Genomic DNA, 17,526 nt, shown 5'->3' with positions numbered 1-17,526 from the left:
CCATCGAAACAACTGCTATAAAAACGCAGTAAAAACGCGTAATGATGAAGCCTGCCCAAACAACAGGCGAAAAAAAAGCAGATCCTAAGATCTGCTTTCTCTGTTCAAGCGAGTATCAGTTATTAGATAACAACGATGTTCTCAGCTTGTGGGCCTTTCTGGCCTGCAGTAACAGTGAATTCAACCTGCTGGCCTTCAGCCAGAGTTTTGAAACCTGTACCCTGGATTGCAGAGAAGTGTGCGAAAACGTCTGGACCAGATTCCTGCTCGATGAAACCAAAACCTTTAGTTTCGTTGAACCACTTAACCGTACCGGTAGTTTTAGACATAATAAATATCCTGAATTTTAAATTTAATTTGTGCCCACATTAACAGGCGATAATCGCATAAAAAATAGACTGAAACTTAAAAACTGCAGGACCAGGCTTACGAATAAAACTGTGAAATGTAGATTTGTAAATAAAAGACTTCTTTCTAGCTGCCGCAGACTGTATAGAGATCCATGCGTATTGTCCAGTAATTCTTGGGTAAAACTTAAGAAAATTTTAAGTACAAACAATCACCTATATAATCAGCCAGCCAATCCCCCCGGCCAGCCGCCTATCTCCGGCAAAAATACACATCAAACGCAACGTATTCCACTCAGGACAAAGCCACACTGAACACCTCCAACCGGCTGTATTTAATGTGTTTTTTACGTGCTTTTGAGATGCTAGCCCGGCCCCTCAGCCAACGCCTGCTGATAGCGTTCAGCAAAATGCGCCTTCAGCCATTCCATCAGCACCCTCACCCGGTGTAACTGGTGCCTTAACGGCGGACACACCAGCGTCAGTTGCGTCTCTTCCGACCAATCCGGTAAAACTTCCGTTAACCTGCCCTGCCGTAAGTCTGCCTGAACATACACGTCCGCCAGGCGGGTAACCCCTAAGCCGGCCAGCGCGGCCTGCCGCATCACCCGGCCACTGGTGACTTTAATGCCCTCGGCCACATGCACCGTCTTGCGGGTTTTGCCTTTGCTTAACGTCCAGGTATCCACACTGCCACGGATCAGCGGCAGGCTTTTCAAATCATCCGGTTCGGCTATGTCATGGTTTGCCGCAATAAATTCAGGGCTGGCCACATAACGGGTTGTCACGGAATGCAGCCGACGGGCTATCAGGGTGGAATCCGGCAGCTCCCCCATACGCATCACCAAATCGTAATGGCTGGCTATCAGATCCACATGGATACTGGAAAAATCCAGATCCACCCGAATACCCGGATGCTGGCGCTGAAACTCAATGATCAGAGGTGCCAGTACCTCTTCCCCTACCGGCCCGCCAACGGCGTTCATACGGATTTCACCCTTCAGCTCATCAGTCGACTGGCTGGCCCACTCCGCAGCAGAATCCAGCTGCTGCATGGCAATTTTGCAGCGCTCGTAATACCCCTGGCCGATCTCCGTGAGCCGTAATTGGCGGGTGGTGCGGTACAGCAACTGCACACTCAACGCCGCTTCCAGCTCGGTCACCAGTTGGCTCAGGTTTGCCTTCGAGAACCCGGACACCTCAGCCGCCGCGGTAAAGCCGCCATGTTCCGCCACATATAAAAACGCGCGTATACCCCGCCAGGAAATATTGTTCATATAAACCAAACAATGTTTTCAGATTAGTGATATTTATCACACTAATGCCAATCCCTACCATGTGCAACATCCAACGACACTTACACAAAGGACACGCACATGACTCAGTCACTGGTAGTTATCACAGGCGCAAGCTCAGGCATTGGCGCTGCAATGGCAAAACACTTCTCCGCTGCCGGCCATCCACTGCTGCTGGTTGCCCGCCGCATCGACAAACTGAAAGCACTGGAATTGCCTGACGCCCTGTGCCGCCAGGTAGACATGACCGACGCAGCAGCCTTTCGTGCAGCGGTAAAAGATGCCGAAGCCATTTACGGCCCGGTGGACTGTCTGGTGAACAACGCTGGCTTAATGCTGCTGGGCCAGATCGACACCCAGGACCCGCAGGAATGGCAGCGTATGTACGACATCAACGTGCTGGCTCTGCTCAACAGCATGCAGGCCGTACTGGGCGATATGAAAGCCCGTAACGGCGGCACCATCATTAACGTCAGCTCCATTGCCGGTAAGAAATCCTTCCCGAACCATGCGGCTTACGTGGGCACCAAGTTTGCGGTATCTGCCATGAGCGAAAACATCCGTGAAGAAGTGGCCGACAGCAACGTGCGCATCATGAGCATTTGCCCTGGCGCCGTAGAAACTGAACTGCTGGGCCACACCACTTCACAGGAAATCATCGACGGCTATGAAGACTGGAAACAGGCCATGGGCGGCGTACTGGTAGCAGACGACATCGCCCGTACCGCAGCCTTCATGTATGCCCAGCCACAGGGCGTGAACATCCGCGACGTGGTGATCACTGCCACCCGCCAGCAGCCGTAATCATTCCCTGTTAACAGATAACGCTGTATCCATTCTGCCGGAACGGATACAGCCCCCTGCCGGACAACAACCGATATACCAGGAACCAGCCCACCGGGCTGAAGTAACAATAAACAACAACGCGGGTATGGATACCCTTTCCGGAGTTACACCATGATTAAGCAATTCATCAAAAACAAAACCGCCCCACTGCTACTGACCACCCTGATGACCACCTCAGCCGCCACGGCTCAGGCTGAAACCTGGCAGCTGGCATGGAAAATCAGCGACCTGCCTAACCCTGAATCTGTCATCTATAACCAGCCCCGTGATGTGCTGTTTGTGTCTAATCAGGCACTGGGTGCACAACCCGGCGAAGCTTCCATCAGCATGCTAAGCACCAATGGTGCCGTGATCGATAAAAACTGGATCACCGGCCTGAATGAGCCCAAAGGCATGCACATTGTGGGCGACAAACTTTACGTCAGCGACGTCACCGAGCTGGTCGAAATTGACATTTCTGAAGGCAAAATCAGCCAGCGTTACCCGGCGGAAAATGCCAAATTCCTTAATGATGTGACCGCCGACAGCGATGGCAATGTATATGTCTCAGACATGTTCACCAGCGCTATATACCGCCTGAATACCAGCAACCAGTTACAGTTATGGCTGCAAAGCCCCAAACTGGAAAACCCAAACGGCCTGCTGGTACAGGGTAACAAACTGCTCGTAGCCGGCTGGGGAAAATTTAACGACGGTAAACCACTGGAAGCGCCACACGGCAACCTGCTAAGCGTATCCCTGCAAAACAAAGCCATTGCCAAAGTAAGCACCGAAACCCTGGGGAATCTGGACGGTCTGGTGCCTCACGGCGACGGTGAATACTTCTTATCAGACTGGGTCGACGGTGCGGTGCTGAACTACTCCACCAAAACAGGCCTGCGGAAAATCATCGACACCGACCGCAGCTCCGGCGACATCGCTTATCTGGAAGATCAGGGATTACTGCTGGTACCCATGGCACTGCAAAAAGAAGTACGGGTTTACAGCCGCAGACACATGACAACGGATCTGGGCGTACGCCGTGACGGCAGCTATTACACCCGTCTGGAATGGGCCAGCCATACACTGGACACCCCACTCTATTGGGCAGCCAACATCAACGATGATGACACCGCCCGCAACAGCGGCAGCTGGGGTGCTCCGACAACTGGCCCAGCAGATGCGGTACTGAGCTTCTTCGGCGAAACTCAGGCAGTAAAACGCATCCGCATTTTCCATAACGTGGGTGCCACAATCAGCCCGCTGGATGAACTGGCGAAAACCGTTAACATCTACCTTTCAGACGATGCGGATCTGCAGCGGATTGGTGACAAAACTGCCTCACTGGAAGACTACACTTGGCAACAGGTGGTAGACGCCACCATGGAACAACGGGAAGGCTGGTTCGAATTTGAACTGCCAAAACCGGTGCATGCCCGCTACGTGCGGCTGCAACTGGCAGAAAACTTCGGCACACCGCCAGACCGTTCATTCGTTGAAACCAGTGAGATTAAGCTTTACGGGGAATAAAAACCTGAGGAAAACTACCCCTTAGCGGTTAGCGTGAGGCAAAAAAACAGCAGGCATTAGGTGCCTGCTGTTTTTATAAGCGTGAGGGAGATCCCCCTAAACAGACGCACTAGTCAGACAAACTCACTCGTTTACCCTGCCGTTCCCAGGCCGGTTTATCGAAGAACTCAAAATCGCCCTTTTCCTGAGCCTCAGCCATGCGTTTCTGATAACGCTCATCCAGCGTCATCCCGAATGCCGACATATGCTGACGCTCAATAATGTCTTCAAGATCCTTCGTCGTAACCACTTCCGTGATGACACCGGCTTCCATGAATGCCTTAATACCAGCGTTCTCCACCTCATCCGCCACGCCGGTATCCCTGACGGCCATATAAAACCGCATTAAACGCAATTCCAGTGCTGCGATGTAATTTGTTCTTTGGGTATCCATAAACGGCCTTAATTCAAAATCTGATCAACGGAGCATACAACAACAAAATCGGTATGTTGACCCGCTGCCTGACAGCGAGTTATTTCACATGCTGCTCAACAAAGCTGTTTAGTTCAGACACTGAGCGGATCACATGCAACGACTTATTCGTCGAAAGCTTCTCTACTCTCTGCAGAAAATCATCGTTCCAGAACTTCGGGCAAAGCTTTAGCACCTTATAACTTTGCAACGAGCCTTTTAAAACCGAACTGCCTTCAGGCCAGCCCTCCGGCTTTCTGAAAACGCCTTTCAGCAGCCGCTTGGTCACCAGCCAATAGGTAACCCAATACGGCAACTCGATATACACTAGGGTATCCGCTTCTTCTAAGCGGCGGTTAAAAGACGCCTGCGAACTCAGCGGGCCAAAGCCTTCAATTATCCATTCATCTGAAGCAAGAATCTTATCGTGAACCGCCTCGTAAGCCTGCCGATCAACCTCTTGTCCGTTGGGCTGATACAACAGTGAATCAACCGGATACAGCGAAATGCCGGTAGCCGCCGCCAGCTGTTTACTTAATGTGGATTTACCATTGGCGGGCTTACCAAATACAGCCACCTTCTTCATGTTTGCTCCTCCTTGCCGGATAAATTCCCCGGAGGCAAAAACAGAAAACCCGCCTCTGGGGCGGGTCTGATAAATGTTCACGCATCACGAAACCCACCATTCCTATGGAATGATGATAATTCGAACTGCCTGTTGCGTGAGATATGTAGTCATGCAGTTATCCTGATGCACGTGAAATTCCATGTCAACCGCCCGACTTAAAACAGGTCAAACAATCGCCAACAATTACGCTGGTTTCTTCCCACGGCCAAGTGCATCCATAAACTTGGTAAACCGCCGCTGCCGGGTTTCAGGTTTCTTAGCACTGATTAAACCGTGGGCAATCACATACCGGGCCGACTTCGTGAGGGTTTTGTAAAAGGCTTTCGCCTCCGGCTGGCTGGCCAGCGCTTCGATAAAATCCGCTGGCACCTCCATCTCACTTGCCGTGTAAGCATTCTCCCACCGGCCGTCCGCCTGCGCTGCACGCACCTGTACCATCCCGGGCGCCGTCATCCGCCCTTCGCTGATCAGCCGCTCCACATGCGCCCGGTTCCTTTTCGACCAACTGCTGCGCGGCTTGCGGGGCGTAATACGTTGCACATAGGCCTGATCGTCAATGGACTTCTTAACTCCATCAATCCAGCCCCAGCAAAGCGCCTCAACCACCACATCATCCCAGGTGACACTGGCAATGCCTGACTGCTTCTTGAAGATCTTCACCCAGAGCTCTGTTTCAGTGGCGTGGTTGGCTTTGAGCCAGAGACCAAGGAGCTCCGCCGATTCGAAGGTTAAAGTGTTTGATGGGTTGGCCTGGGGCATTGGGTTGGGTTCTCTTAGGTGAAACAGTTCAGATACAACACGTATTTGAACGGGATCTTTTTTCTGATTTTTACAATTTTAAAAAAACAAACAACCAAGCTATTTTCATTAAGTGCTTGTTCCTACATGTGTGCCGAGCTTCAGGCCACCAGCATTCTTTGCATGGTAATTACCGCCCGTCTGCAACCGTAACCCGACCTTCTCAGGTGTCCAGAAAACATCAACCCCAAAGGTCTGCTTATTATCAGAATATGGCCCTGCCAGGTAAAACAGGGCTGCGATATTCAGACCTGATCAGGCCAATGCTTACACAGAAAGAACGAAAATAACCCCGCCGAATAAGGCACTTTCAGCTTTGCTGATGGCGGGCCATAAAGCGTTTTATTTCGTTTTCCGACGGGGCGATACCTGTAAAGTTTTCCACATATCCCGGTGTACGGAGCAAGCGTTCTTCAATGGTGTCATCGATCATCATGGATATGTAACCCACCTGAGTGAAATACACCGTGTGCGCACGCACGTCAGCCTGTTCAGGGCTGAAGTTGAAGCGTAAAAACATGTCCCGGATCGCATTAATCCGGTCCTGATCGGTTTCTTCCAGAATCTTCTTCAGTGCCTGAGACTGCTGCGCCCAGTTCCGGATCGCAAAATCCATATGGGAGTCGAACAATTCAACATCAAACCAACAATCAAACAGGTTAAATACCGCTTCGCCGATTGTTTCTGCATACTGGCGGGTTTGCCTGAGCATATTTGCAGTATTCTTATCCTGCCAACGCTGAATCAATGCGTTGAGCAGCGCATCACGGTCTTCAAAATACCAGTAGAAACTGGTGCGTGACATGTTCAGCTGTTTTGCCAAAGGCATGACCTTGACCGACTCCACTCCCGATTTAATCAGCATCTGGTAAGCAGCATCTAACCATAGTTCTTCCGAACCGCGCGGGTTTGTGTGTTTAGAAACTTCAGCCTTGCTCATCAGTTACTTAATCCATAAAAATTTAAGAGTCGGGAAAAATCACCGGCGCAGATTGTACCTCATAGAAGTACTGACTACTGAATTGTTAACCGGACATCAGACTGATTTTTTATTGTCAGACGATAGTACGCCCACCGCAATGCATGCAACAGCCATCTTCATAACACGCCGTCAGTGCACGCAACAACCCTCTTCAGCCTGCCCACGCTCAGTATCTTTTCAGGATTTCCTCCCGCTTACCGTCTGCTTTTACAAAGGCAGGCGTTAAAAACTACTCATTTGCGACATACCGGCTTCAGACTTGCCCATTAACCACGCATCGAAATACATAGGTGCAATCTATATCAACACTTATGTAGTCTTAATTGACACATGTGTCGAACAAGTTAATGTTTGGTCATTATATGTTCGAATTATCAGGGCTAAATACTTATGACCATGCTTACAGATTCAGACACCGTCAAACACACCAGGCGGCGTGTAAAACGCGACTCCCGGCGTAAAGCCAGAGTTCCCAATCAACATCTGGAAGTGCCTTATATCCAACGGAATATAAGGCCGTACGAATTACTCACCGAAGCAAACCTGGATAAAATTGAGGCGGCAACCGATCAGATCCTTTCTGAGATCGGCATTGAATTCAGAGACGACCCGGTAACCGTCGAACTGTTTCGTGAAGCTGGCGGCCACGTTACCAAGCTGGCCGGCGAAACCTGGAACATTAAATTCGAACCGGGTCTGATTCAAAAACTCGTTTCCACCGCACCCGAAACATTTACCCAACACGCACGAAACCCAGCCAACTCTGTCGTGATCGGCGGGGATACAACTGTATTTGCCCCATCTTATGGCTCGCCTTTTGTGATGGATATGGATAAAGGCCGGCGCTACGGCACCATCAGCGACTTCGAAAACTTCATCAAACTGGCGCAATCAAGCCCATGGTTACACCACTCCGGCGGAACCATCTGTGAGCCGACTGATTTACCGGTTAACAAACGTCATCTGGACATGGTCTATGCCCACATACGCTATTCCGACCGTCCCTTCCTGGGTTCAATTACCGCCCCGGAAAGAGCCGCAGACAGTATCCAGATGTGCCGGATACTCTTTGGCGAAGAATTTGTGAACAATCACTGCGTCATCATGGGGAATTTCAACTCGACCTCCCCTCTGGTTTGGGATGGCGTCTCAACGATGGGCATCCGTACCTATGCAGAAGCCGGGCAGGCATCAATCCACCTGCCGTTTCTGATGGGCGGGGCCGTCTGTCCGGTTACGATTCCGGGCGCTATCGCTCAGAACCTGGCAGAAACACTGGTTGGCTGTGCTTTGACTCAGCTGGTTCGTCCTGGCACCCCCACCGTGATGGGATCATTCATTACCTCCATGTCGATGCGCAGTGGCAGCCCCACCTTCGGTACGCCGGAACCTGCACTGGGCAGCCTGGTAATGGGCCAGATGTCCCGGCGCTTTAAACTCCCTTTACGTTGCGCCGGTAACTTCTCAACTTCAAAAGTTGCCGATGCGCAGGCAACCGGTCAGGGGGTGATGTCTATGCTCTCAGCCGTCCAGAGCGGCGCGAACTTCATTCTGCATTCCGCAGGATTCTTGGACGGTCTGCTGTCGATGTCCTATGAAAAATTTGTCATGGATACCGACCTCTGTGGCGCACTGCATGCTTACCTGAACGGCCTCACCGTCGATGAAGACAGCCTTGGCGTTGAATCGCTCCGTGTCGGCGGCCCGGGTGAACATTTATTTGGTACGCCCCACACAATGTCCCACTACGAAACCGCCTACTGGGACAGCAGCCTGAACGACGACGCGCCTTACGAAACATGGCATGAAAACGGTGCTGAAGATGCGCTGTCCCGCGCCAACCGCCAATGGAAACAAACCCTGGCTGAATACCAGGCGCCGCCATTAGATGAAACCATCAATCAGGCATTGCTGGATTTCATGGCTGAACGCAAAGCATCCATGCCAGACAGCTGGTTTTAAATTAAGAGGTTTATATGTCAAACGATCCGTTACTCCAGCCCTACCAGCTAAAGCACCTTACGCTGAAAAACCGCATTATGATGACCAGTCATGAACCGGCCTACCCCGAAGACGGAATGCCAAAGGACCGTTATCGTAAGTATCACGAAGTCCGGGCAAAATCAGGGGTTGCCTTAACGATGACAGCAGGCTCAGCTGCCGTCTCCAAAGACAGCCCGCCGGTTTTCAACAACATTCTGGCGTACAAAGATGAAGTCGTCCCCTGGCTGAAAAACGTCGCCGACGCCTGCCATGAACATGACTGCGCAGTCATGATTCAGCTTACCCATTTAGGCCGGCGCACCGGCTGGAATAAAGGAGACTGGTTGCCGGTGGTATCACCTTCCCACCGCCGGGAAGCCTCCCACCGGGCATTCCCTAAACAACTGGAAACCTGGGACATTGACCGCATTGTCAAAGACTACGCGGATGCCGCCGAGCGTATGCAGGCAGCCGGGCTGGACGGCATAGAACTGCAGGCCTATGGCCATCTGATGGATCAGTTTTGGTCCCCCTTAACCAATACTCTCGAAGGGCCGTATGGCGGAACACTTGAAAACCGCCTGCGCTTTACCATAGAAGTCCTGAGCGCCATTCGCCAGCGGGTAGGCAACGAGTTTATTTTGGGCGTTCGCTACACCGCTGATGAACAACTGAAAGGCGGCATTAACGCCCGGGAAGGCATTGAAATATCGAAGTATTTACAAGACTCCGGCATGGTTGATTTCCTCAATGTAATACGTGGTCATATCGATACCGATGCAGGCTTAACAGATGTCATTCCGGTACAGGGCATGCCGGGGGCGCCCCATCTGGATTTTGCGGGTGAAGTCCGTCAGGCAACCGATTTACCAGTATTCCATGCCGCACGCATACCGGATGTAGCCACCGCCCGCCATGCGGTATCTGCCGGGTTGGTCGACATGATCGGCATGACCCGGGCACATATGGCGGACCCGCACATCGTCCGTAAGATTATGGCCGGTCAGGAAACAGATATTCGCCCCTGTGTAGGCGCAACCTACTGCCTGGACAGAATCTACCAGGGTGGCGATGCACTCTGTATTCATAACGCCGCAACGGGCCGGGAACTGACAATGCCCCAGGACATTGAACCTGCGGATGTGGTTAAAAAAATAGTCATCGTCGGTGCAGGTCCCGGCGGGTTGGAAGCCGCCCGGGTTGCCGCTGAGCGGGGCCACAAAGTCACGGTTTTTGAAGCCGCCCCACTGCCCGGCGGCCAGATTCGCCTGTGCGCACAAAACAAGCGGCGTCACGAAATGATCTCCATCATCGACTGGCGTATGGAGCAGTGTGAAAGAAGACAGGTTGAATTCCGTTTCAACACCTTTGCCGAAAGGTCCGATATTGAAGCCTTACAGCCCGACGTAGTCATCATCGCCACCGGCGGCTTCCCCGACACAGAAGTACTGGAACAGGGTAACGAACTGATGGTCTCCAGCTGGGACATCATTAGCGGCGATGTGAAACCCGGCAACAACGTTCTGATTTATGACGACGCAGGCGATCACGCTGGCCTGCAAGCCGCCGAAGTGATTGCCGCCAGCGGTGCCACAACCGAAATCATGACCCCGGACCGAAGCTTTGCCCCTGAAGTCATGGCAATGAATCTGGTGCCTTATATGCGGGAGCTACAAGCTAAGCGGGCAAAATTCACTGTCACCTACAGATTGCTCAGCGCCGAACGCGACGGCACAGAGATTAAAGCAACAATCGGTACGGACTACAGTGACCACACCTACCGGCAAAGCTATGATCAGATAGTGGTCAACCACGGTACATTACCGCTGGATGACCTGTATTTTGAACTGAAAGACATATCATCAAATTCAGGCGCAATGGATCAGGAAGCACTGCTGGCAGGTAAACCACAAACCTTTGCCGATAATCCACAGGGGCAGTTCCAGCTGTTTCGCATTGGCGACGCCGTGCATTCACGGAATACCCACGCAGCCATTTATGACGCCCTGCGGCTTGTGAAAGATATTTAAAACTCCGGGGACAGGTTTCTGTATGAACACACAGCTGAAACATATTTTTAAACCGCTCACGCTGCGCCATAAGACCCTGCGCAACCGAATTACTTTTGGCGCACATACCGCCAATATGGCTGAACAGGGGCTGCCCGGCGCGCGTCACCGGGGATACTATCTGGAGCGTGCCATCGGCGGGGCCGCAATGATCGTGGTTGAACCGATACCCGTTCATCCCACCGCAGTGTTAACAAGGGGGAATTTTAAACCCGGATGTGACTCTGTCATTGAACCGTTCCGGCAACTCACCGGGGCGTGTCAGGAACAGGGCGCGGTCATGATTCAGCAGCTGTATCATGTGGGCCAGCACGGTGATGCGGATAACTCCTTTGCACCCAACTGGTCCCCTTCCGGTATGCCCTCCTACCATGACTCTGACGGCAGCCACGCAATGACAGAGGCAGAGATTGAAACCATTATTGAAGCCTTCATTCAGGCAGCCAGACGCTGCCAGTTAGCCGGGTTTGACGGGGTTGAAATCTGGGCCGCATACCATGCTCTGCTCGATCAGTTCTGGACACCCTGGTCGAATAAACGGAATGACCGCTGGGGCGGCAGCCTGGAGAACCGGACGCGGCTGTCACGGCAAATATGTACAGGCATCCGTGAAGCCTGCGGGGACGACTTCATCATTGGCCTGGCGGTGAATGATGAACCCGATTATGACGTTGCCTTAAGCCGGGAATCGCTGGCTGAGATCATTGCCCGTCACGACCGGGATGAACTGATTGACTACGTTACCTGCGGCACCGGCAGCTATCTGGACTTCTACAAGCTCATGCCAACGGTTTTTTACCCGGAGAACATGGGGGCGGATCTGGCCACTGTCTTAAACTCAGCCGTCAGCTTTGCCCGGATACAGGCAGAAAGCCATATACGCACCCCTGAAAATGCCAACAATGTTATCGCTTCCGGGCAGGCAGACATGGTATCCATTGTGCGCGGACAAATTGCCGACCCGCACCTGGTGAACAAAGCACGGGAAAACCGGGTTGAAGATATCCGTAGCTGTTTGTCCTGCAATCAAATGTGCTGGGGCCGCCGCTCACGGGACTACTGGATATCCTGCCTGATCAACCCCTCTGCAGGCCGGGAATTCGAATGGGGCGGCGACCGCTTCAGCCTGGCACCGGTATCGCGCCGGGTGCTGGTTGTTGGTGGCGGGCCCGCCGGGCTGGAATGTGCACGGGTTGCCGCTGAACGGGGCCACCGTGTCACCTTATGTGAAGCCAGCGGTGAACTGGGCGGACAATTTCGCTTAGCAGGCATGCAGCCAAGACGCGGGCAAATCTTGCAGCTGATGGAATGGTACGCCACCCAGTTAGACAAACTCGGCGTAGACGTTCGCTATAACAGCCCGATGGGCAGTGATGAAATCTCGGAATTCTCCGCCGACGCCGTCGTACTGGCAACAGGATCACAACCTGCCGGTACCGGTTATCAAAAAGCACTGCCCCACCTGACCACCTTGCCCGGCGTTCATCGGGGGAATGTCTGGTCTGTCGAAGACGTCATGTCACGCCGGGCCCGCTTAGGCCAGCAAATCCTGCTGCTGGATGAAGGCGGCAACTGGCGGGGCTGCGGCACCGCCCTGCACCTCACCGAACAGGGCTATCAGGTAACGGTAATCACCCCGGACGCGATGGTCGGAAAGGAACTGTCACGCACTGCCGCAGACTACCCCCTGCGCAAAGCATTAAAGCGGGCAGGCGTAAAATTTATCGTCGAATCCGGCATTCAGGAATGGACCGCCAGCGGCGCGCGGATCATCAGCTTTTTAGATTCAGAGGAAACATTCATTCCTGCAGACTCACTGGTACTGGCAACCGCCAACATGGCAGATGACTGGCTGACTCAGGAACTGGCCGGGCACAACTCAGATGTTGAACTGCACAGCATCGGAGACTGCGTTGCTTCCCGACAAGCCCCCTATGCATTCCACGAAGGACGAAAGCTCGGCCTGCAACTGTAGGCCTATTACCCAAAGGCAAAAAACAAGACCTGACCCTATGGTTACTCAGAAGGCTCTTTAAACACTGAGCAAATAAAACCCGCCCCAGATATACACCAACGCCAAAGCTAACAAACGAAAATCAGGCTTAGCCGAACCAGAATCGGAAGCTTTCTGCTCCGGCTTTAACAGCCACTCAGCACTGTTACGCCAACCGGACTTACCCAGCATCAGATCAAAAACCTGCTTACAGCCCATGTATAACGGCAACGGCGAAACATACACGTGAAAAGTAAGATCACTCTGAGTGAACACCGTGTACACAAACATCACCACAAACAATCCTGCAGTGCTGAGAAGCCCAACAAGAGCAGCTACTTTCACCGGATCGGCCTGACCACTGTTCACCGTAAGAAACAGTTCAACCAGCCACAGACGAATACGGTTTATCATACTGTAAGGCATCCAGGCAGAAAGTTGTTCAGTGTTATTCCACTGGAGATAGTAGAAGGGAGAAGCATTTAGAAGCCTTAAGAACTGGAGGTAAAACTAGAACGTGTTAATAAAAGAAATTATCGAACCCAGTCAGAGACCCGAGCTGACGTATGTAATTACAGGGGCGTTAATAATTACTTTTCACACTATCTCGATTAAAAGCCACTCACAATGTCATTCCCGCACCATTAATCCTTAACCAATTTTTCTGTTCTTCGTAATCAGGTAATACCCGCTCAACCAACCGCCAAAAGGCAGGACTATGCGTGGAGTCCTCCAAGTGAGCCAATTCATGTACCAGAACATAATCCAGTACCGATAACGGCAACATCGCACACTTCCAGTGAACGTTAATTACCCCAGAAGCACTACAAGAGCCCCAACGATTCTTTAACTCCTGAACCTTATACTGTTTAGGTTCAAGGCCAATCCTCGCCACGTGCTCTGGTAACTTTTCAGCAATACGCTTTATTAACTTCAGTTTATAAAAGTCTCTGAACAAACCAGGAGCATTATCAACAGCTGACTGTTCAAGTAGAAACTGCCCGTTCTTAAGTAACAAAGGAACGTTCTGACCGGATACTATCTGTAACCGGTAGTTTCTCCCCAGATACAGAAAGCTCTCACCGTTAACGTACTCACGCTGAACCCGTGTTCGATTCAGATCTTCCCATTCCGCAAGGCTACGATAAATCCAACTACGCTTCTTCTCAATCAACGCTTCTATACGTGCTCGATCAAATGGCTCAGGTGCAAGCACTGACACTCTGCCGTCACGTTCGATATAGATACTGGTCGTCCTTCTATCGCTCTTCTTGAGGAAATAATCTATATCTCTATAACTACATTGCTGAACAGTCATACTAAGCTTCTACCTCGGATGTAACTTCCAGAAGAGATTGCTCGCGGCGCTTGGCGAGTGCGACCACCTCAGAAACCAACTGCTCCTGACAATTCATAAACTCATCAATACCACTGAGAATGAAGATCTCTTCTAACTTGCCCTCCAGTGCAGCTACTTCAGCAGGACGCTGCCAAAAATTTAGTGTGCGAATCTCATCACCTAAAACAATAATGATGGTATCGATCAGTTTTTTAACAGCTTGTTGCTTTTCCGGCGAAGCTACTTCGTTAAAAGCGATGTCGACAATAAGATCATAGAAAGGACCGTTACTTCCCTTACCGACACGTCCTCTGTTAATTTCTTCTCGCAGCTCTTCAAGTGCTAATACCACCTGATCCCAGCTCTCATGATACTTCTTCAGCACAGCTTCCAGTTTTTCACTGAAGCGCCTATACATAACGGGGTCCTCACCCTCATTAATTTTGCAGTGCTTTCGAATGGCATGTTCCATTTCACTGGCTGCTGCTCTGGCATCCTGATGTTTGCGGACCTGCTGTACAAAAGCAGGAGAAAAGAGTTCAACCGGGGCAATCTTCGGGTTGATTCCCAAGCTAATCAAGTGACCGTTAACCAGCTTACGGACTTTCTCACCTGCACCACTGATGTTGATCGAGTCATCTTTATAGCGCTCCCGCGCTTTAGCCTGCAAGTGAGAAAAGTGATACATCGGGAGCTTCAGCGGGTCAGCTAACCGATTTGGCAGAATAACATCCATGCTCTGCATAAATTTCTTCAGATACACATTAAAACTGTCGCGGGTTTTAACATCTTCCAATACCCTTACAGCCGCTTCCGTCACTTCATAGCGCTGAGCGCTAGTATCCAGTCTCTGCTTTACCAACGCTTCGATACTGTCGATACCTTTATCTTCAAATAACTGAATAAGTCTCCGGTAGCGACTTTCCAGTACCGGTATCTCTGATTCAATATTTTTGAAACTCTTGAGAATATCTTGCTGATCTTTACCAGAATAGAGAGATAAAGCTGCTTTCAGATTTTCCGTCAGGCCTATATAGTCCACGACATAACCGACGGTTTTATTTGAATAGGTGCGATTTACCCGGGCAATAGTTTGCAGCAGATTATGCTCCTTAAGCACCTTATCGATATACATCACCTGTTCAATCGGTGCATCAAAACCTGTCAGCAGCATATCGCAAACAATCAGGAAGGCCACTCCGGTCTCAGGTTTTTCAACATCAAACTTCTGCTTGAAGTTATCAATTGCATTAAGCCTCTTGGCTTCTTTTTGCGCAGCCACAAAGACAGCTTTGTCATTGGCATTATCGGACGAAATAATAACAGCAGCCTTCAAAAAACGAACCTGTTCAAGTAGAGCTTTATCCTGCTGTTTTTCTGGCTTACTTTTCTCTTCCACCTGCCATACAGCCAGTGCTTCACGTATGTATGTCTGGTAATGAATAGCTGCTTGTTTGGATGAACAAACTACCTGGGCTTTAAATCCACTAGGCAATACATTACGGATATAATGTTTAACCAGATCATCAGCAATAGCCTTAATGCGATCTTCTGCTTCAAGCACATCTCCTGTTGCGCCATATTTTCGTCGTATCGCCGCCAGCTCTACTTCGCTTCGGTCTTTAAACAAGTCTTCAAACTTTGTATCAAAACCATGTTTATCATAAATCGCAGTTTCCGCTGTTTTACCTTCGTACAAAATCTGCAGTGTTGCTCCATCGTCAACCGCATCCTGCAATTTATACGTATCAATATAGGGATTATCAGGGTCATTGCCGAAGCGCTTCCAGGTCGGATCGGTATGATGATCTGCAATCAAAGGGGTACCGGTAAACGCAAGACGTGTTGCTTTTGGAAAAGCATCGAACAAGTTGTCAGATAAACTGGCACGGCTCTTTCCACTGCGCTGAGTACGATGCGCCTCATCGATAAGTATCAAAACTTTATCGGAGGTATTAACCTCACCAAAAGACTCAAAAATGGCGTAATCCGCTTGAGGCTCTGCCACTTTCAAACCAGAGTTATCTGCTGACTCAATAGCTTTAGCAACATACTCAGGTGTATGGATATCATTCTCTTCCTGAAACTTATGGAGCATGACCATATTCAATGTCGAAGAATTATCGGCTAACTTCTCTTTAACCTCGGCAACACTGTTAATGCTATATACCTTCTCACCCGTAAGCGTTGCAGTTTCACCCAGTTGCTTGTCCAGATCCTTACGATCATTCACCATCAGGACTTTATAATCCTTAAGCTTCGGATCCCGACGCATACATCGCACTAAAAAAACCATGCTCAGAGATTTACCACTGCCCTGCGTATGCCAGATCACTCCTGAGCGATCCGCACCACTTTCACCACCTAGCATACGTGCGAGTATCTTCTGCACTGCTCGATATTGCTGATAACGGCAAATTACCTTGATGCGCTGTGCCCCAGCATCCATAAACAATGTATAGCTTCGGGTAATATCCAACAGTCGTTGAGGATGCAGCATACCTTGCACCAGCTGCTCCTGCTTCCGGTGCACCTTAATATAGCTATCCATATAAGGTGTTGTTGCTGGATGAATGGTTTTCCAGTGAAAGAAATAATCTTCGCTCGAAGTGATGCTGCCAAACTTACTGTCATCTCCATAAGTGGAGATCATAAGCTGGTTAGTCCAGAACAATCGCTGTTCACCTTCTCTAAGCCCCGCTTCGAGGGTATCTTCGCGTAAGTCCGCGTAGCGTCGCAGCTGATTAATCCCTTCGCTCATAGCATCAGAGGTATAACTATTTACATCTTTACACTCAATCACCACTAGTGGCAGGCCATTCACGAACAGTGCTATATCCGGAATAATAAAATCTTTAACACCACCCGGCGTATCAATACGGAATTGGTTGATCGCGATAAAACTGTTTGCCTGCCAATTATCAAAGTCGATAATTTTCACCACGGGCTCTTGCTCGCCTGTAGCCTCATTAACATCAACTTGCCATTTATACAGTCGTGTCAGAAAGGTTTCGTTGGCCTTTAACAGATCAGCGGTATCAAAGTATGAAAAATCTTCGAACAGGCCTTCTAACTGATTATCTGTCAGCCAGGGCTGACCATTTTCCAGCAGATTAATCGCTTTAATCGCCTTAACAAATTCGCTTTTAAGCAGCACCTCACGAAAACTGGTGCGTAGACTAAATACAGGATTCTGGGGAATACCTGAACCCTGTTCAATCACCTGCCAGTCCATACTTTCCAATTGTTTGAGCAATGGCCTTTCTACAAACTGGTACTCAGACAT

At 50.4% G+C, this 17,526-nt stretch carries 14 protein-coding genes; 5 read left to right on the top strand and 9 right to left on the bottom strand.

The features are described from left to right. Positions 1–122: 122 nt before the first annotated feature. Both JYB63_RS12255 and JYB63_RS12250 read right to left on the bottom strand, forming a co-directional pair. The gene (locus tag JYB63_RS12255; RefSeq protein WP_205658132.1) at positions 123–329 is read right to left on the bottom strand and encodes a cold-shock protein; all 207 of its coding nucleotides are present in this window, start codon (positions 327–329) and stop codon (positions 123–125) included. Between the two features lie 383 nt (positions 330–712). Beyond that, positions 713–1,624 (bottom strand): LysR family transcriptional regulator, encoded by a 912-nt coding sequence (locus tag JYB63_RS12250; RefSeq protein ID WP_205658131.1) that lies wholly within the window; start codon positions 1,622–1,624, stop codon positions 713–715. A 99-nt stretch (positions 1,625–1,723) separates the two neighbouring features. Here JYB63_RS12250 and JYB63_RS12245 point away from each other — a divergent pair, with 99 nt between their 5' ends. Together JYB63_RS12245 and JYB63_RS12240 are read left to right on the top strand one after the other, a co-directional pair. After that, positions 1,724–2,446, top strand: coding sequence for an SDR family oxidoreductase (locus tag JYB63_RS12245; RefSeq protein WP_205658130.1), 723 nt, complete (start codon positions 1,724–1,726; stop codon positions 2,444–2,446). A gap of 153 nt (positions 2,447–2,599) precedes the next feature. Then, the gene (locus JYB63_RS12240) at positions 2,600–3,997 is read left to right on the top strand and encodes an SMP-30/gluconolactonase/LRE family protein (protein ID WP_205658129.1); all 1,398 of its coding nucleotides are present in this window, start codon (positions 2,600–2,602) and stop codon (positions 3,995–3,997) included. Positions 3,998–4,106: 109 nt separating this feature from the next. Here the strand turns inward: JYB63_RS12240 and JYB63_RS12235 are convergent, their stop codons facing one another. The 4 genes from JYB63_RS12235 to JYB63_RS12220 all read right to left on the bottom strand — a co-directional run bounded on the left by JYB63_RS12235 (position 4,107) and on the right by JYB63_RS12220 (position 6,814). After that, a complete protein-coding gene (locus JYB63_RS12235) occupies positions 4,107–4,430 on the bottom strand; it encodes a hypothetical protein (protein ID WP_205658128.1) in 324 nt (107 codons plus the stop codon). 79 nt (positions 4,431–4,509) lie between these two features. Beyond that, positions 4,510–5,034 carry a P-loop NTPase family protein gene (locus JYB63_RS12230; protein ID WP_205658127.1) on the bottom strand — a complete coding sequence of 175 codons (525 nt, stop codon included), beginning with the start codon at positions 5,032–5,034 and terminating at the stop codon, positions 4,510–4,512. 225 nt (positions 5,035–5,259) lie between these two features. Beyond that, a complete protein-coding gene (locus JYB63_RS12225; protein WP_205658126.1) occupies positions 5,260–5,835 on the bottom strand; it encodes a YdeI/OmpD-associated family protein in 576 nt (191 codons plus the stop codon). A 349-nt stretch (positions 5,836–6,184) separates the two neighbouring features. Continuing rightward, on the bottom strand, positions 6,185–6,814 hold the full coding sequence (locus JYB63_RS12220; RefSeq protein WP_205658125.1) for a TetR/AcrR family transcriptional regulator: 630 nt from the start codon (positions 6,812–6,814) through the stop codon (positions 6,185–6,187). A 432-nt stretch (positions 6,815–7,246) separates the two neighbouring features. On the opposite strand from JYB63_RS12220, the gene JYB63_RS12215 reads away from it, so the two are divergent. The 3 genes from JYB63_RS12215 to JYB63_RS12205 are packed head-to-tail and all read left to right on the top strand — an operon-like array spanning position 7,247 to position 12,883. Further along, a complete protein-coding gene (locus tag JYB63_RS12215) occupies positions 7,247–8,818 on the top strand; it encodes a trimethylamine methyltransferase family protein (RefSeq protein ID WP_243431954.1) in 1,572 nt (523 codons plus the stop codon). Between the two features lie 14 nt (positions 8,819–8,832). Next, positions 8,833–10,869, top strand: coding sequence for an oxidoreductase (locus JYB63_RS12210; protein WP_205658124.1), 2,037 nt, complete (start codon positions 8,833–8,835; stop codon positions 10,867–10,869). Between the two features lie 22 nt (positions 10,870–10,891). Continuing rightward, positions 10,892–12,883: an oxidoreductase gene (locus JYB63_RS12205; protein ID WP_205658123.1), complete on the top strand. Its 1,992-nt coding sequence runs from the start codon at positions 10,892–10,894 to the stop codon at positions 12,881–12,883. 57 nt (positions 12,884–12,940) lie between these two features. Here JYB63_RS12205 and JYB63_RS12200 read toward each other — a convergent pair whose 3' ends face one another. From JYB63_RS12200 to JYB63_RS12190, 3 genes are all read right to left on the bottom strand, one after another. Then, the gene (locus JYB63_RS12200) at positions 12,941–13,315 is read right to left on the bottom strand and encodes a hypothetical protein (RefSeq protein ID WP_205658122.1); all 375 of its coding nucleotides are present in this window, start codon (positions 13,313–13,315) and stop codon (positions 12,941–12,943) included. A 208-nt stretch (positions 13,316–13,523) separates the two neighbouring features. Then, a complete protein-coding gene (locus tag JYB63_RS12195; RefSeq protein ID WP_205658121.1) occupies positions 13,524–14,219 on the bottom strand; it encodes a M48 family metallopeptidase in 696 nt (231 codons plus the stop codon). 1 nt (position 14,220) lies between these two features. Beyond that, entirely contained in the window at positions 14,221–17,526 is a 3,306-nt protein-coding gene (locus JYB63_RS12190; protein ID WP_205658120.1) for a type I restriction endonuclease subunit R, read from the bottom strand.

This window comes from Aliamphritea spongicola, assembly GCF_017051665.1.
Classification (GTDB): Bacteria; Pseudomonadota; Gammaproteobacteria; order Pseudomonadales; family Balneatricaceae; genus Amphritea; species Amphritea spongicola.
The sequence above is the reverse complement of the archived record's forward strand: the minus strand, read 5'-3'. Positions and strand labels throughout refer to the sequence as shown.

What these genes read in the sequence shown, in the direction of transcription:
- JYB63_RS12225 (WP_205658126.1), bottom strand. Translation starts at nt 5,835, where the DNA reads ATGCCCCAGGCCAACCCATCAAACACTTTAACCTTCGAATCGGCGGAG.
- JYB63_RS12240 (WP_205658129.1), top strand. Translation starts at nt 2,600, where the DNA reads ATGATTAAGCAATTCATCAAAAACAAAACCGCCCCACTGCTACTGACC.
- JYB63_RS12210 (WP_205658124.1), top strand. Translation starts at nt 8,833, where the DNA reads ATGTCAAACGATCCGTTACTCCAGCCCTACCAGCTAAAGCACCTTACG.
- JYB63_RS12255 (WP_205658132.1), bottom strand. Translation starts at nt 329, where the DNA reads ATGTCTAAAACTACCGGTACGGTTAAGTGGTTCAACGAAACTAAAGGT.
- JYB63_RS12195 (WP_205658121.1), bottom strand. Translation starts at nt 14,219, where the DNA reads ATGACTGTTCAGCAATGTAGTTATAGAGATATAGATTATTTCCTCAAG.
- JYB63_RS12245 (WP_205658130.1), top strand. Translation starts at nt 1,724, where the DNA reads ATGACTCAGTCACTGGTAGTTATCACAGGCGCAAGCTCAGGCATTGGC.
- JYB63_RS12220 (WP_205658125.1), bottom strand. Translation starts at nt 6,814, where the DNA reads ATGAGCAAGGCTGAAGTTTCTAAACACACAAACCCGCGCGGTTCGGAA.
- JYB63_RS12200 (WP_205658122.1), bottom strand. Translation starts at nt 13,315, where the DNA reads ATGATAAACCGTATTCGTCTGTGGCTGGTTGAACTGTTTCTTACGGTG.
- JYB63_RS12250 (WP_205658131.1), bottom strand. Translation starts at nt 1,624, where the DNA reads ATGAACAATATTTCCTGGCGGGGTATACGCGCGTTTTTATATGTGGCG.
- JYB63_RS12215 (WP_243431954.1), top strand. Translation starts at nt 7,247, where the DNA reads ATGACCATGCTTACAGATTCAGACACCGTCAAACACACCAGGCGGCGT.
- JYB63_RS12190 (WP_205658120.1), bottom strand. Translation starts at nt 17,526, where the DNA reads ATGTCTGAGTACCAGTTTGTAGAAAGGCCATTGCTCAAACAATTGGAA.
- JYB63_RS12205 (WP_205658123.1), top strand. Translation starts at nt 10,892, where the DNA reads ATGAACACACAGCTGAAACATATTTTTAAACCGCTCACGCTGCGCCAT.
- JYB63_RS12235 (WP_205658128.1), bottom strand. Translation starts at nt 4,430, where the DNA reads ATGGATACCCAAAGAACAAATTACATCGCAGCACTGGAATTGCGTTTA.
- JYB63_RS12230 (WP_205658127.1), bottom strand. Translation starts at nt 5,034, where the DNA reads ATGAAGAAGGTGGCTGTATTTGGTAAGCCCGCCAATGGTAAATCCACA.